This window comes from Variovorax stachyos (assembly GCF_051400855.1).
In the GTDB taxonomy this organism is placed as follows: Bacteria; Pseudomonadota; Gammaproteobacteria; order Burkholderiales; family Burkholderiaceae_C; genus Variovorax.
The window spans coordinates 54,241-67,436 of sequence record NZ_JBLFFN010000014.1 but is presented as its reverse complement, the minus strand read 5'-3'; the positions used below and the strand labels follow the sequence as shown (position 1 = coordinate 67,436).

Here is a 13,196-nt window from a genome sequence, read left to right as displayed (position 1 = left end):
CGTTCAGGGCGCGTCCGGCGGCGCATAGCCCAGGCGCTTCATGGCCGCCGCCAGCCCCTTGCGGCTTTCCTCCAGCGCCGCCCAGGGCTTGTTGCCGACGGACAGGCGCTCGCCGATGGTGCGCACGGTCCAGTGGGCGGCGCTCTGCAGCATCGGCAGCTCGTCCCATTCGACCGGCACGGAAACCCCCAGGCCCGGCCGCGAGCGCACCGACCACGCGCTCACCGTGGTCGCGCCGAAGCCGTTGCGCAGGTAGTCCACGAAGATCTTGCCGACCCGGTTGCGGGGCCCGCTCTTGGCGACGAAGCGCTCGGGAATGGTCTCGGCCAGGTGGATCACCAGCGCCTGCGCGAAGCCCTTGACCGCGTCCCAGCCGTAATGGCGCCGGATCGGCACGATCACGTGCATGCCCTTGCCGCCGCTGGTCTTCAGGAAGGCCGGCAGCGCCAGCTCGTCGAGCAGGGTGTGCACCAGCAGGGTCGCCTCCTGCATCGTGGCCCATTCGACGCCTTCGCCGGGGTCGAGGTCCAGCGTGATGCGATCGGGCCGGTCGATGGCGTTCGAGGTGGCGTTCCAGGTGTGCAGCTCCAGCACGTTCATCTGCGCGGCAGAGAGCAGGCCTTGCACGCTGTCGATCTGCAGCAGCGGCTCGTGGTCGGGGTCGAGCGCCGGGTCCAGCAGCTTCACGCCCGGCATCTCGTTCCTGTTCGCATGCTTCTGGAAGAAGAGCTCGCCGCCCACGCCCTCGGGGGCGCGCACCAGCGCGACGGGGCGGCCCTTCAGGTGCGGGACCATGAGCGGTCCCACCTGGTCGTAGAAGGCGACCAGCTCGCCCTTGGTGACCCCGCTGGTCTTGTCGATCACGCGCTCTGCATGGGTGATGTGCAATGCCTTCATCGCTGGGCTCGCTTCATGGTCGGGTGGGTTGGCTGCCGGGGGCTGCGCCAGTTCGCGCCGGATCTGCGACGCCGGCTTGTCGCTGCGCAGGCCCTGGAACACCGCCTGGCGCACGCGGCCATCGCGTGTCCATTCGCCGAAGGCGACCTCGGCCACCAGCTTGGGCTTGACCCAGAACGGCTTGACGCCGGCGGGCCGCTTCTCGAAGGGACAGGTGTCGCTCGCCAGCGTGTCGAGCCTGCCCTTGATGTCCGTCAGCCGATCGGCGTCGAAGCCGGTGCCCACGTTGCCGCAGTACTGCAACTGGCCCTGTTCGTCGTACACGCCCAGCAGCAGCGAACCGAAGCCGGTGCGCGAGCCCTGGGGCGCCGTGTAGCCGCCGATCACGAACTCCTGGCGCCGCTGGTTCTTGAGCTTGATCCACTCCGACGAGCGGCGCGACACATAGGCCGAGCCCTTGCGCTTGGCGATGATCCCCTCGAAGCCCAGTTCCGCGGAGGACGCCAGCAGCTCGCGCGGCGAAGCCCCGAAGGCCTCGGACAGCCGCAGGCCGGCGGGCGGCTTTGCGCCCAGCAACTTCGCGAGCCGGGCCCGGCGCTCTTCCACGGGCAGCTCGCGCAGGTCCTCGCCATCCAGAAAGGGTGCATCGAAGAGCCAATACACGATGTCGGCCGTCGCGTGGCGATCGAAGGCGTTCTGCAGCGCCTGGAAGTCCGGCGCGCCGTTCTTGCCGGCGACCACGATCTCGCCGTCGAGCCATGCCGATCGGGTGGGCAGCTTCGCCAATGCCTTTGCCAGCGTCGGCAGCTTCGATGTCCAGTCGTTGCCGTTGCGCGTGATGCACCGGACCTCGTCGCCCTCGATGCGGGCCAGCACGCGGTAGCCGTCGAACTTCAGCTCGTAGAGCCAGTCGCCGGGCACTGCGGGCGGCGTCGACGCCAGCGTGGCGAGCTCCGGCTCGAGGCGCTCGGGCAGCGCGGCCTGACGGCGCTTGGGCGCGGCGGCCTTGCGTGGCGCCCGGGCAGGCGCGGGCTTGGGCTTGGGCGCGGGCTCGGCCTCGGCCTCGGCGTTGCGGCCGTAGGTCACCGCCGGCGGGTGATCGACATCGCTGCCGCTCAGCACGCTGTCGGGCTCGGCCTCGACGATGTCGTAGTCCGCGAGCGGGCGCGCCTCCTCGTCCTGTTCCTTGATCAGCAGCCACGGCTCCTGCTTCTCGCCCTTGCCGCGCATGCGCACCAGCGTCCAGCGGCCGCGCAGCTTGTCGCCGCGCAGCTCGAACTTGAGCTTGCCCTCGGCCAGGCCGCGCGCCGCATCGCCCTCGGGCTCCCATTCGCCGCGGTCCCAGACGATCACCGTGCCGGCGCCGTACTGCTGCGGCGGGATGGTGCCTTCGAAGTCGGCATAGGACACCGGGTGGTCCTCGACATGCACCGCCATGCGCTTGACCGACGGATCGAGGCAGGGCCCCTTGGGCACGGCCCAGCTCTTGAGCGTGCCGTCGAGCTCGAGCCGGAAGTCGTAGTGAAGCTGGCGGGCATGGTGCTTCTGCACCACGAAGGCATGGCCGCCCTGGGTGGCTCGGCCGACCTGGTGCGGCTCCGGGGTCTTCCTGAAATCGCGCTTGCGGCGGTAGGGCGCCAGCGCCTCGCTTGCACGTGGGCTTCTTGCCACGGTGGCGCCTCAGGCGGCCTTGCGGCGCATGGCCGTCTTGCGTGCCACAGAGGCCGCATGGAGCGCGACCGGGACATGGGCCAGGCCGAAGTTGATCGCGCCTTTCCGCAGTACGCGCGGCTTCGGGGTCATGGTCTTGACGGCAGGCATGGGCGGTCTCCGGAAGGCACCCTAGGGCGGCCATGCCGGCGCTCATGTAGGAACGCGGCGGGCGCCTGCGTCAGGGCTGGGCGTTTGCGCGGCGCACAGCCGTGGCATTCGGACGGGTTGTCGTAGCGCAACGACGGCCCGGTGCCGGCGAGCAAGGGGCTCGCCTGCGTGTCAAGCATTCCCGTAGAGACGCAAAACGATGTCTTGAACGATCTTCCGTTGCGGCGTGCATGGCTGCACGTTCTGCCAGCGCTCGACGCACTCTGGTCGCAGATCGTCGATGTCGGCGGGCCAAAGTTCGTCGTCAGACAGCAACTCCGCCAAGTTGTTCTTGAGCCCGCTGGGAAATCCGCGGCGAGTGAATAGGTACAGAATGGCTGCCAAACGTGACACGCGAACATCTTCCGCCTGCCCACTCGTTCGCACTGTCTGACTAAACGTAAGCAGCGTTTTGGCGAGAGTCTGCAGCGCGAGCGTGTCGAGCTTGTCGGCGTAGCTCACCATGGCGCCGAATGAGGTCAGCCTCTCCAGCACGAGGAGGTGGGCTGACTCGTTGTTCGTGCCGGCCTTCATCCGCCGGCTCCGGAATGCCTTGGCAAGCACGGTGCCGGAGCTTTCCTGTGGCTGCTGCTGCGGTGCTGCGCCGTTGGAGCTGGCTGCAATGGATTGCGTGAGCATGGGCCTGCCGCTTGCGACCGAGAATTCGCTGGGCGACAAGTGCAGAATTCTTGCCTCCAGTTGCTCCTGTAGCTGAGGCTGACGCGCCTCGCCCGGCGGCAGTATTTTCCTTACAGCGAACTGCTCCTGCACCGGGGGAACAACGCCCCGCTTCTGCTGCACGATGGGGAATCGCGGCGGGTGCGGATGCAGGCTTTCGGCGATGCAGATCCCGTAGCTGTTCAGGGGACCAGCAAGCCGCGACGCCATCACCGCCCTCAGCCGAGGTTTCCGCCGTGCGCCGCCGCTTGCTCGAATGGAATTCCTGGTCCGCGAGAGCCGATACCTCACCCGGCGCGTGTCCGAACTCCTCTCCGAACTCCTCTCCGTACTCCTCTCCGTACTCCTCTCCGTACGAGGATTCTTCATCCGCTGGAATGAGTGGTCTTTCGTCCGGAAGCGCAGACGGCAGAGGTGGCGGAAACCCGGCCGGAGGTGCATTCGTCACAAACTCGGCGACTTGCATGTGAGCAGCAATTGCAGTGGGAACGAGATACCCCTGCAAATGATGAGCGCCTCCCGCGTTCGGCGGCCATGGAACTTGAACGGCCGGCCAATGGCCTTGCTGCGCCCGTGCCGCGTTCTCGCCGGAATTCCGCAAGATAGGCGCGGGCCCCGGGCCATTGAAGCTATTTCTATTCATGGGCCAAGCGCGATGGTGATTCGATGGGTGCGGCCAGGATGAGGTCCTCGTGTTGTCTCCCGGCGGGTTTGCCGGCCACCCTTCGTAACACGTCGGTGCCGCGGGTTCCGTTCCGGAGCCAACCTGCCGGCCGTTCGTCGCTGGAAACAGCTACGGCAAGGAAGCCCGCCGCAGGTCGCGCTCGCTCGCGACCGCGAAGTAGAACCACTCGGTGCCCGGCAGCGCGGCCGAGTTCGGGAACACGATGAACCCGTCGCGCTCGGCCGCGATGACGCTCCCGTCGGCGCGCACGCCGATGGGCTCGCCCTTCGCCACCGGGTCGAAGGTGGCCCATTCGCGCACGAACTGGTCGTCCTCGCTGTCGCGGTCGGTCACGCTGACCAGGCGCAGCAGCGCAGGCGCTGCCGGCGGCTCGGCGGCCGGATCGGCCGCGATCATGCCGAGCAGGCGCAGCGCCGCATGAATGGCGCGGTGCGCAATCTCTGGCGCGGCCGGGTCCTGGTGCTGGCCGCACTCGAGCGTGACGCCGTAGCCGCCGCGGCTGCGCATGTATTCGTTGGTGCCCCAGCCGAATGCGAGCGCCGCCTCGTCGGCCGGCTTGCCACCGGCACGCTGCGCCAGGCCGGCCGCATAGATGTCGAGCCAGCCCTCGACCACGCGCGACGTGCCCATGTGCAGCGCGAGCTGCCCTTCCTCGAAGGCGCGGGCGAAGGGTTCGAGCGTGCCGGTGTTGTCGCGCGGGCCGATCATCGCGAAGGCCTCGCCCGCGCTCTGGAAGGAATGCAGGTCCAGCAGCACGTCGTGCCGCTCGAGCAGCGGGCACAGCAGGTCGGTGATGCGGGCCTCGTAGTCGGCCGGAGCCTGGTCGGCGGGGGTGGGCTTGAACAGGCGGTTGAGGTTGCGCTCCCCTTCGCGCCGCATCAGCCTGCGCGCCAGCGGGTTGGCCACGGGTACCAGCGTGAGCTCGCCGCGCAGCAGCTGCAGCGCGCCGCTGTCGAGCTCGGCGAGGGTGCGCTCGATGCCCACCGTTCCGCAGGTCTCGTCGCCATGCACGCCGCCCAGGACGATCAGCCTCGGCCCGGGCTCGAGGGAGGCGAAGCCGTGGATGCGAAGGTGGTCGGGTGCGGGTGGTGGCTGCTCGCTCATCTGGCCGCAGATCCTACAGGGCGGCGCATGGCGGTCCTACCGGGCTTTCCGCGATGGCGTGCCAGAAGGGTGGAATGACCAAGGAGCAAGCAATGGCCAGCAAGAAGGCGCCAGCGAAGGCAGATCCCCTGAAGGATGCGGGCGAGGGCAAGACCAAGACCCAGCAGGGCGGCGAGTCGGCCCCGCGGCTGCCGCACGAGCGAGACGAGTCTTCGGACAGCCAGCAGAACCAGGACGGCTCGGCGATGGGTCGCAAGGCGATGGAAGATGTGGAACGCGGCGTGGTCGACACCGACCGCGGTCCCGAAGCCGACCGTGTCTACAACGAAAAGGTCAGGCGCTAGCTTCGAGGCGGGCGCGCATCTCCGCGATCACGCCCGCGTAGTCCTTGGCATTGAAGATCGCGCTGCCGGCCACGAAGGTGTCCGCACCGGCACTGGCCACGCGCGCGATGTTGTCGGCCTTGATGCCGCCATCGACTTCCAGGCGGATGTCGCGCCCGCTGGCCTCGATGCGCTTGCGCGCGAGCTCGATCTTGCGCAGCGCCGAATCGATGAAGCTCTGGCCTCCGAAGCCCGGGTTCACGCTCATGATCAGGATCAGGTCGATGTCGTCGATGGCCCAGTCCAGCGGCTCCAGGCCCGCGCCCGGGTTGAACACCAGCCCGGCCTTGCAGCCGGCTGCCTTGATGGCCTGGATGCTGCGGTGCGTGTGGGGCGAGGCGTCGGGGTGGAAGCTGATGTAGTCGGCCCCGGCCTGGGCGAAGGCGGCGGCCAGCGCATCCACCGGTTCGATCATCAGGTGCACGTCGATCGGCACCGGCGTGCCGTCGGCCGTCTTCGCATGGGGCTTGAGCGCCTGGCAGACCATGGGGCCGAAGGTGAGGTTCGGCACGTAGTGGTTGTCCATGACGTCGAAATGGATCCAGTCGGCGCCGGCGGCGATCACATCGCTCACTTCGGCGCCGAGGCGCGCGAAATCGGCCGAGAGGATGGAAGGGGCGATGCGGAAGGTGCGGCTGCTGCTCATGGGCGTGGATTGTCGCAGGCCGTCTTTCATCCATTGTTAACATCACCCCGATGTCCAGCCAACCGATCAACATCCAGGTCGACCCGCGCTACCTGCCGGACCAGTCTTCGCCCGAAGACCGGGTCTACACCTTCGCCTACACGATCACCGTGACCAACACGGGTCGCGTGGCGGCGCAGCTGATCTCCCGGCACTGGCTCATCAGCGACGCGGCCGGGAAGACGCAGGAGGTCAAGGGCCTCGGCGTGATCGGCCAGCAGCCGCTCCTGGCGCCGGGGCAGTCCTTCCGCTACACCAGCGGATGCCGGCTGCAGGCGCCGAGCGGTACCATGCATGGCAGCTACTTCTTCGTGACCGAGCACGGCGAGCGCTTCGATGTCGCAATTCCCGTGTTCGTGCTGGAAGCCGACACGGGCGGCCCGCCCGTCTCGCGCGTGCTGCACTGAACGCAACCTTCTTCCTCGAGCCATGAACGCCCCCGTGCGCTCTGCTCGATGCGCGGTGCCTGCCCGGCGCCCGCGTCCTTTGTTGAACAGATTGGCTTGATGAGTTCTTTCATTCCCAACGACCTGCTGGGTTTCTGGTCCGAGTGGGTGCGGCCCTCGGCGGGCCTGCCCACGGTGCTGTGGTCGCTGCTGCTGGCCGCGGCCGCCGCTGCCGGCCACCTGGTGCAGCGCTACACGGGCATGCCCAAGGTGGTCGGCTACTCGGTGGTCGGCACGGTCGTCGGCCTCTTGGGCTTCGAGGGGGCGATGTGGCCGCTGCAAGGCATCAGCCTGTTCCTGCTCGAGCTCGGCGTGGCGATCGTGTTGTTCGAAGCCGGCGGCCGGCTGCCGCTGCGCTGGTTCCGCCACAACCCGATGGTGCTGGTGCAAAGCCTGCTCGAAGCCACGCTGACCTACCTCGGCGTGTTCTGGACGCTGCACTGGATGGACGTGCCGGACCCGGTGGCCAACCCGATCGCGCTGATGGCAATCGTGGCCTCGCCGGCGGTGCTGAGCCGGGTCGTGATGGACACCCGCGGCTCCGGCCCGGTAACGGAGCGCGCGCTGACGCTGGCCACGCTCAACACCTTCTACGCGCTGGCGCTGGGCTACGCGCAGGCCGGGCTGATCGAGCACGCGCCGCTGGGCCTGTTCCAGAAGCTCTACCCGGTGGCGGTGGTGCTGGGCCTGTCCTTCGTGGTGGGCGCGCTGATGGCGTTGTCGCTGCGCTCGGCGTTGCGGGTGATGAGCCCGGCCAGCGAGAACACCTCCATCCTGCTGCTCGCGATCATCGCGGCCGGCGCCGCGCTGGCCGCGCACTTCGGCGGCTCGGCACCGCTGGCGGCGCTGATCGGCGGAGTGCTGCTCAAGGCCCTGCATCCCAAGCCCTGGGTCTGGCCGCGGCAGCTGGGCACCGCGGCCTCGCTGCTCACCATGCTGATGTTCGTGCTGGTGTCGGTGGTGGCGGCGCAAGCCGACTGGAGCCTGCCCGTCGCCAGCGTGGTGCTGGCGGTGATCGCCGTGCGCACGGTCGCCAAGATCGCGGGCGTGGCCATTGCCAATCCCGGCAGCGGCGCGAGCTGGCGCCAGGCGCTGTGGGTCGGCTGCGCGATGTCGCCGCTGTCGTCCATCGCGCTCCTGATCACCTCGGCCTTCGTCACCGCCTCGCCGCTGCTGGGCGCGATGATCACCCAGATCGCGCTGCCCGCCATCCTGCTGATGGAGGTGCTCGGCGCCGTGCTCGCCACCGTCGCCATCCACGGCGCCGGCGAAAGCTCCAGGCCCTGGCTGCCCGAGGCGTTCAGCATCACGGAAGACACGCAGCGATGAGGGGGCCGGTATGAGCGTCTTCGAACCCGGCAGGCCGCCAGAGGGAACGCCGCCGATCCCCGGCTCCCCGGAGAGCCGCGTGGTGCCGCTGGAGCCCTTCAACAAGTCGGTCGCGCTGTCGCTGGGCGTCGAGCTGGAGCTGCAGCTGGTCAACACCCACGACTACGACCTCGCGCCCTATGCCGAGGACATGCTGCGCCTGATGGCCCTGACCCCGCTGCCCGGCAGCGTGGTGCCTGAGATGACCTCGAGCATGATCGAGATCTCGACCGACATCTGCCACTCGGCCAAGGACGTGGTGGCACAGCTCACGCCCATTCGCGACGCGCTGGTGAAGAACGCCGACAAGCTCAATATCGCGGTGGTGGGCGGCGGCACGCACGCCTTCCAGCAATGGCACGAGCGGCGCATCTACGACAAGCCGCGCTTTCGCGAGCTGTCGGAGCTCTACGGATACCTGTCGAAGCAGTTCACCATCTTCGGCCAGCACGTGCACATCGGCTGCCCCGATGCCGACGGCGCCCTGCTGATGCTGCACCGCATGTCGCGCTACATCCCGCACTTCATCGCGTTGTCGGCCTCCTCGCCCTTCGTGCAGGGGCAGGACACGCAGTTCGACTCGGCACGGCTCAACTCCGTCTTCGCCTTCCCCCTGTCGGGCCGCGCGCCCTTCACGCTCAGCTGGCGCGAATTCGGCAACTACTTCGAGCGCATGACCCGCACCGGCGTGGTGCGCAGCATGAAGGACTTCTACTGGGACATCCGGCCCAAGCCCGAGTTCGGCACCATCGAGATCCGCGTCTTCGACACGCCGCTAACGGTGGAGCGCGCCGCCGCGCTGGCCGGCTACGTGCAGTCGCTGGCCGCCTGGTTCCTGCAGGAGCAGCCCTTCACGCCGACGGAGGACGACTACCTGGTCTACACCTACAACCGTTTCCAGGCCTGCCGCTTCGGCCTCGACGCGCTCTACGTCGACCCGGCCACCGGCAGCCACATGCCGTTGCGCGACCACATCCTCATGACCATGACGCAGCTCGAATGGCATAGCGAGGCGCTGGATGCCACCGCGGCGCTGGGCCAGCTGCGCACCAGCGTCGAGGCCAACCGCAACGACGCGCGCTGGCTGCGCGAGCGCCAGGCCAAGGAGCGGCTGCTGGCGGAGGTGGTGCGGCAGGCCGCAATGCGCTTCCGGCACGGATGAGGGTGACGACGATGGGCGAGTTCGACCTCATCGACCGGTACTTCAAGCGCCCGGCCGCGCGTTCCCCCCTCGGCATCGGCGACGACTGCGCGCTGCTCGCGCCGGCACCCGGCATGCAGCTCGCGGTGTCTACCGACATGCTGGTGGAGGGCCGGCATTTCCTCTCCACGGTCGACCCTGCGCGCCTGGGCCACAAGGCGCTCGCCGTCAACCTGAGCGACCTGGCGGCCTGCGGCGCGAAGCCGCTGGCCTTTTCCCTCGCGCTGGCGCTGCCCGCGGTCGACGAGGCCTGGCTCGAGGCCTTCTCGCGCGGCCTGTTCGCGCTGGCCGATGCGCACGGCTGCGAGCTGGTCGGCGGCGACACCACGCGCGGTCCGCTCAATCTCTGCATCACGGTCTTCGGCGAGGTGCCCGCCGGGGCGGCGCTGCTGCGCTCCGGCGCCAAGGCCGGGGACGAGCTCTGGGCCAGCGGCACGCTGGGCGACGCACGTCTCGCGCTGGAGGTCTTTCGCGGCACGCTGGCGCTGCCGCCCGAGGCCTTCGAACAGGCGCGCCTTCGCATGGAGCAGCCCGAGCCGCGCGTCGCGCTGGGCCAGGCGCTGCGCGGCATCGCGAGCGCCGCGGTGGACCTGAGCGATGGGCTGGTCGGCGACCTCGGCCACATCCTTGCCGCCAGCGGCGTGGGCGCGACGGTGGACGCGGATGCCGCCTGCGCCCTCATCGGCATCCCCGCCGCGGCGGCGCTGGAGCCGGCGTTGCGCCGCAGCTGCGCGCTCGCGGGCGGCGACGACTACGAGCTGCTCTTCGCCGCACCGGCCTCTGCCGCCGCCGCCGTGCTCGAGGCCGCACGCCAGAGCGCCACTCCGGTCGCGCGCATCGGCCGCATCGAGGCCGCGGCCGGCTTGCGCATCGTCGATGCGCACGGCTCGCCGCTTGCGCAGCAATTCGCAGCCTTCGAGCATTTTTCAGCCAGGGCCTGAGGCGCCAGGCTCTCGTCGGGCGCTTCGCGCGAGATTCGGGGAGAATCCGCGGCTTCGCTTCACCCCGACGACGACCGCACGTCGCCCATCGATGCCCGCCTTCCTGTCGTACAAGCTCCTCATCCCCCTTACCTTTTTGGCCTCCGGCCTTTACGTGCACTTTCGCGGCCAGGTGCGGCACCGGCTCGGGCGGCAGCTGGGCGACCACTCGACCTTCTTCGCGCCCCTGAACGTGCTGATGTACTGGTTCTCGTCGGTGCCGTCGAAGCCCTACATCGACCTGAAGCAGTTCCCCGAGCTCGACGTGCTCCAGCAGAACTGGGAGACCATCCGCGACGAAGGCCTGGCGCTGTTCGACGAGGGACACATCAAGGCGGCGGCGGGCTACACCGACATCGGCTTCAACTCCTTCTTTCGCACCGGCTGGAAGCGCTTCTATCTGAACTGGTACGGCGACTTCCTGCCCTCGGCCAAGGGCTTGTGTCCGAAAACGACCGAGCTGCTGGCGGGCATTCCCTCGGTGCGCGCGGCGATGTTCGCGGTCCTGCCGCCGGGCAGCAACCTGGTGCGGCACCGCGACCCGTTCGCGGGTTCGCTGCGCTACCACCTGGGTCTCAAGGTGCCGCAGGATGCGCCGAACTGCAGGATCTTCGTCGACGGCCAGCCTTACCACTGGAAGGACGGCGAGGCGGTGATGTTCGACGAGACCTACATCCACCACGCCGAGAACCTCACCGATGAAACCCGGCTCATCCTGTTCTGCGACGTCGAGCGGCCGCTGAACAACCGGATCGCGCGCTGGATCAATCGCGAGATCGGCTGGCGCATGATCAAGGCCGCCGCCACCCAGAACGTGGAGGGCGAGCCGATCGGCGGCCTGAACAAGGCCTTTGCACAGGTCTACAAGATCCGCGTGCTGGGCAAGCGGCTGAAGGCCTGGAACAAGCCCAGCTACTACCTCGTCAAGTGGGCGATCTTCGGTGGGTTGTTCTACTGGCTGTTCTTCTGAGAATCGCTCGCAGGCTGAGCTTCAGCGCGCCGCCGCCACCGTCCGCTTGGTGCCCAGCATGTACTGCTCCGCAGCGCCGTCGTTGACCGAGGACCAGACCAGCTGTTCGTCGAGGAACTCGCGCCATTTGCCGTGCACCTTGGCGAAGACCGGGTTGGCTGCGGCCTCGTCCTTCAGCACCTCCTGCGTGGCCTTGTGCAGCGCATCCATGATGGGCCTGGACCAGTAGTTGAGCTTGGCGCCGCTGCCCACCAGCCGCTTCAGCGCCGGCACGTTGCCCACGTCGTACTTGGCCAGCATGTCGGCGCCGGCCTGCGCGCACGCGGCCTCCAGCGCGGCGCGATAGCTGTCGGGCAGCTCGGCCCAGGCCTTCTTGTTGGCGATGAAGCACAGCGAGGCGCCGAGCTCCATCACGCCCGGCCCGTAGTAGTAGCGCGCCACCTTGGCCAGGCCCAGCTTCTCGTCGTCATAAGGGCCGACGAATTCCACGGCGTCGAGCGTCCCCTTTTCGAGCGCCGGGTAGACGTCGGCAGCGGCCAGCTGCAGCGGCGTCACGCCGAGCTTCGCGTAGACGCGGCCCAGCAGCCCCGGCACGCGCATGCGCAGCCCCTGGAAATCTTCCACCCGCTTGATCTCCTTGCGGAACCAGCCGCCCATCTGCGCGCCCGTGTTGCCGCAGGGGATCTGCACGGCGTCGAAGCGCTCGTAGATCTCCCGCATCAGCGACAGCCCGCCGCCGTGGATCATCCAGGCCGTGTGCTGGCGCGGCGTCATGCCGAAGGGGATGCCGGTGTCGAAGGCGAGGGCCGGCTCCTTGCCGACGTAGTAGAAGCCGGCGGTGTGGCCGCACTCGACGCTGCGGTTCTGCACGCCGTCGAGCACCGCCAGCGGCGGCATCAGCTCGCCGGCGGCAAACGGCGAGATGGTGAAGCGGCCGTCGGTCAGCTTGCGCACGATCTCCGCGATGGCGACGGCCCCGCCGAACACGGTGTCCAGCGACTTCGGAAAGCTCGAAGGCATGCGCCAGCGGACGGTCGGCGTGCCCTGCGCGATGGCAGGTGCGGATACGGCGGCGGCGACGGCAGCGCCGGCGAGCAGGGAACGTCGTTGCATGGCGCTTTTCCTCAGGCGGTGAGACAGGCGGGGTCCGCGCGCAGCACGCGGCGCGCGAAGTACTGGAAGGTGAGATCGGTGATCTGCGGCTTCAGCAGGAAGTCGCGCGACTCGCGCGCGAGGTGCGCGGGCACCGGCTTGATGGTGCCGGCCGCCGCGGCGCGCAGCTGAACCGCCGCGGCCTGCTCCATCCAGATCGCCAGCGTCGCGGCCTCGGCCACCGTGGCACCCGCGGTCAACAGGCCGTGATGCGCCAGCAGCAGTGCCTTGCGTCCGTCCAGGGCCTCGGAAATGAGGCGCCCCTCGTCGTTGCCGATCGGCAGCCCGGGCCACTCCGACAGGTAGCCGCAGTTCTCGAAGAAAGGGGTGGCGTCCATGCCGGCCACGACCAGCGGCTGGCCGATGATGGACAGCGCCGACACCGCCGCCGGATGGGTGTGGACGATGCACTGCACCGCCGGGTTGGCGCGATAGACCCACAGGTGGAAGCGCGTCGCGGGGTTGGGCAGCGACACGCCGTCGAGCGGTCGCAGGTCGTCGTCGGTCAGGATGAAGCCTTGCGGCGTCGCCTCGTCCGCGCCGATGCCGAACTTCAGCGTGTAGTACGTGCCCGGCCGCTCGCCGCGCGCCGTGATCTGCCCCGCCAGGCCGTTGGCCCAGTGCCCTTCGGCCGCGAGCATGCGGCAGGCCAGCACCAGCTGCTCGACGGTGCTCCACGACGAAGGGCTGGTCTTGTCCTGCAGGTCGCGGTAGACCGCGGCCTTGATGTCCTGATCGTCTTGCATGTGCTCTCCAGGTCAACTTGTTGACCTATTCTGGTCAACGT

13 protein-coding genes are annotated in these 13,196 nt (G+C 68.7%); 6 read left to right on the top strand and 7 right to left on the bottom strand.

The window, feature by feature from the left end:
- Window positions 1-3: 3 nt before the first annotated feature.
- The 4 genes from ligD to ACMGEZ_RS22075 all read right to left on the bottom strand — a co-directional run bounded on the left by ligD (window position 4) and on the right by ACMGEZ_RS22075 (window position 5,224).
- On the bottom strand, window positions 4-2,568 hold the full coding sequence (gene ligD / locus ACMGEZ_RS22090; RefSeq protein ID WP_436824417.1) for a DNA ligase D: 2,565 nt from the start codon (window positions 2,566-2,568) through the stop codon (window positions 4-6).
- A 9-nt stretch (window positions 2,569-2,577) separates the two neighbouring features.
- Window positions 2,578-2,718 (bottom strand): hypothetical protein, encoded by a 141-nt coding sequence (locus ACMGEZ_RS22085; protein ID WP_436824416.1) that lies wholly within the window; start codon window positions 2,716-2,718, stop codon window positions 2,578-2,580.
- A gap of 171 nt (window positions 2,719-2,889) precedes the next feature.
- On the bottom strand, window positions 2,890-3,645 hold the full coding sequence (locus tag ACMGEZ_RS22080) for a hypothetical protein (RefSeq protein ID WP_436824415.1): 756 nt from the start codon (window positions 3,643-3,645) through the stop codon (window positions 2,890-2,892).
- Window positions 3,646-4,228: 583 nt separating this feature from the next.
- Complete coding sequence (locus ACMGEZ_RS22075) at window positions 4,229-5,224, bottom strand: M14 family metallopeptidase (RefSeq protein WP_436824414.1); 996 nt, start codon at window positions 5,222-5,224, stop codon at window positions 4,229-4,231.
- A gap of 92 nt (window positions 5,225-5,316) precedes the next feature.
- On the opposite strand from ACMGEZ_RS22075, the gene ACMGEZ_RS22070 reads away from it, so the two are divergent.
- The gene (locus ACMGEZ_RS22070) at window positions 5,317-5,568 is read left to right on the top strand and encodes a hypothetical protein (protein WP_436824413.1); all 252 of its coding nucleotides are present in this window, start codon (window positions 5,317-5,319) and stop codon (window positions 5,566-5,568) included.
- On the opposite strand, the gene rpe is transcribed toward ACMGEZ_RS22070, so the two are convergent.
- Window positions 5,558-6,253, bottom strand: coding sequence for a ribulose-phosphate 3-epimerase (gene rpe, locus ACMGEZ_RS22065; RefSeq protein WP_436824412.1), 696 nt, complete (start codon window positions 6,251-6,253; stop codon window positions 5,558-5,560). The two genes, ACMGEZ_RS22070 and rpe, sit on opposite strands and share 11 nt — an antisense overlap.
- 50 nt (window positions 6,254-6,303) lie before the next feature.
- On the opposite strand from rpe, the gene apaG reads away from it, so the two are divergent.
- The 5 genes from apaG (at window position 6,304) to ACMGEZ_RS22040 (ending at window position 11,257) form a co-directional block, all read left to right on the top strand.
- Window positions 6,304-6,699, top strand: coding sequence for a Co2+/Mg2+ efflux facilitator ApaG/CorD (gene apaG / locus ACMGEZ_RS22060; RefSeq protein ID WP_436824411.1), 396 nt, complete (start codon window positions 6,304-6,306; stop codon window positions 6,697-6,699).
- Between the two features lie 99 nt (window positions 6,700-6,798).
- Window positions 6,799-8,067 (top strand): cation:proton antiporter, encoded by a 1,269-nt coding sequence (locus ACMGEZ_RS22055; protein WP_436824410.1) that lies wholly within the window; start codon window positions 6,799-6,801, stop codon window positions 8,065-8,067.
- Window positions 8,068-8,149: 82 nt separating this feature from the next.
- A complete protein-coding gene (locus tag ACMGEZ_RS22050) occupies window positions 8,150-9,268 on the top strand; it encodes a YbdK family carboxylate-amine ligase (protein ID WP_436824484.1) in 1,119 nt (372 codons plus the stop codon).
- Window positions 9,269-9,279: 11 nt separating this feature from the next.
- On the top strand, window positions 9,280-10,248 hold the full coding sequence (thiL, locus tag ACMGEZ_RS22045) for a thiamine-phosphate kinase (protein WP_436824409.1): 969 nt from the start codon (window positions 9,280-9,282) through the stop codon (window positions 10,246-10,248).
- 91 nt (window positions 10,249-10,339) lie between these two features.
- A complete protein-coding gene (locus ACMGEZ_RS22040) occupies window positions 10,340-11,257 on the top strand; it encodes an aspartyl/asparaginyl beta-hydroxylase domain-containing protein (RefSeq protein ID WP_436824408.1) in 918 nt (305 codons plus the stop codon).
- Between the two features lie 21 nt (window positions 11,258-11,278).
- On the opposite strand, the gene ACMGEZ_RS22035 is transcribed toward ACMGEZ_RS22040, so the two are convergent.
- Together ACMGEZ_RS22035 and ACMGEZ_RS22030 are read right to left on the bottom strand one after the other, a co-directional pair.
- Window positions 11,279-12,370, bottom strand: a complete 1,092-nt coding sequence (locus ACMGEZ_RS22035) for a TRAP transporter substrate-binding protein (RefSeq protein ID WP_436824407.1) — start codon at window positions 12,368-12,370, stop codon at window positions 11,279-11,281.
- A gap of 11 nt (window positions 12,371-12,381) precedes the next feature.
- Window positions 12,382-13,155: an aldolase gene (locus tag ACMGEZ_RS22030; RefSeq protein WP_162588967.1), complete on the bottom strand. Its 774-nt coding sequence runs from the start codon at window positions 13,153-13,155 to the stop codon at window positions 12,382-12,384.
- Window positions 13,156-13,196: the final 41 nt, after the last annotated feature.

Bases quoted from the DNA above. Each gene is read 5' to 3' on its own strand.
- ACMGEZ_RS22085 (WP_436824416.1), bottom strand. From the start codon at position 2,718: ATGCCTGCCGTCAAGACCATGACCCCGAAGCCGCGCGTACTGCGGAAA.
- ACMGEZ_RS22080 (WP_436824415.1), bottom strand. From the start codon at position 3,645: ATGGCGTCGCGGCTTGCTGGTCCCCTGAACAGCTACGGGATCTGCATC.
- ACMGEZ_RS22075 (WP_436824414.1), bottom strand. From the start codon at position 5,224: ATGAGCGAGCAGCCACCACCCGCACCCGACCACCTTCGCATCCACGGC.
- ACMGEZ_RS22070 (WP_436824413.1), top strand. From the start codon at position 5,317: ATGGCCAGCAAGAAGGCGCCAGCGAAGGCAGATCCCCTGAAGGATGCG.
- rpe (WP_436824412.1), bottom strand. From the start codon at position 6,253: ATGAGCAGCAGCCGCACCTTCCGCATCGCCCCTTCCATCCTCTCGGCC.
- apaG (WP_436824411.1), top strand. From the start codon at position 6,304: ATGTCCAGCCAACCGATCAACATCCAGGTCGACCCGCGCTACCTGCCG.
- ACMGEZ_RS22055 (WP_436824410.1), top strand. From the start codon at position 6,799: ATGAGTTCTTTCATTCCCAACGACCTGCTGGGTTTCTGGTCCGAGTGG.
- thiL (WP_436824409.1), top strand. From the start codon at position 9,280: ATGGGCGAGTTCGACCTCATCGACCGGTACTTCAAGCGCCCGGCCGCG.
- ACMGEZ_RS22040 (WP_436824408.1), top strand. From the start codon at position 10,340: ATGCCCGCCTTCCTGTCGTACAAGCTCCTCATCCCCCTTACCTTTTTG.
- ACMGEZ_RS22035 (WP_436824407.1), bottom strand. From the start codon at position 12,370: ATGCAACGACGTTCCCTGCTCGCCGGCGCTGCCGTCGCCGCCGCCGTA.
- ACMGEZ_RS22030 (WP_162588967.1), bottom strand. From the start codon at position 13,155: ATGCAAGACGATCAGGACATCAAGGCCGCGGTCTACCGCGACCTGCAG.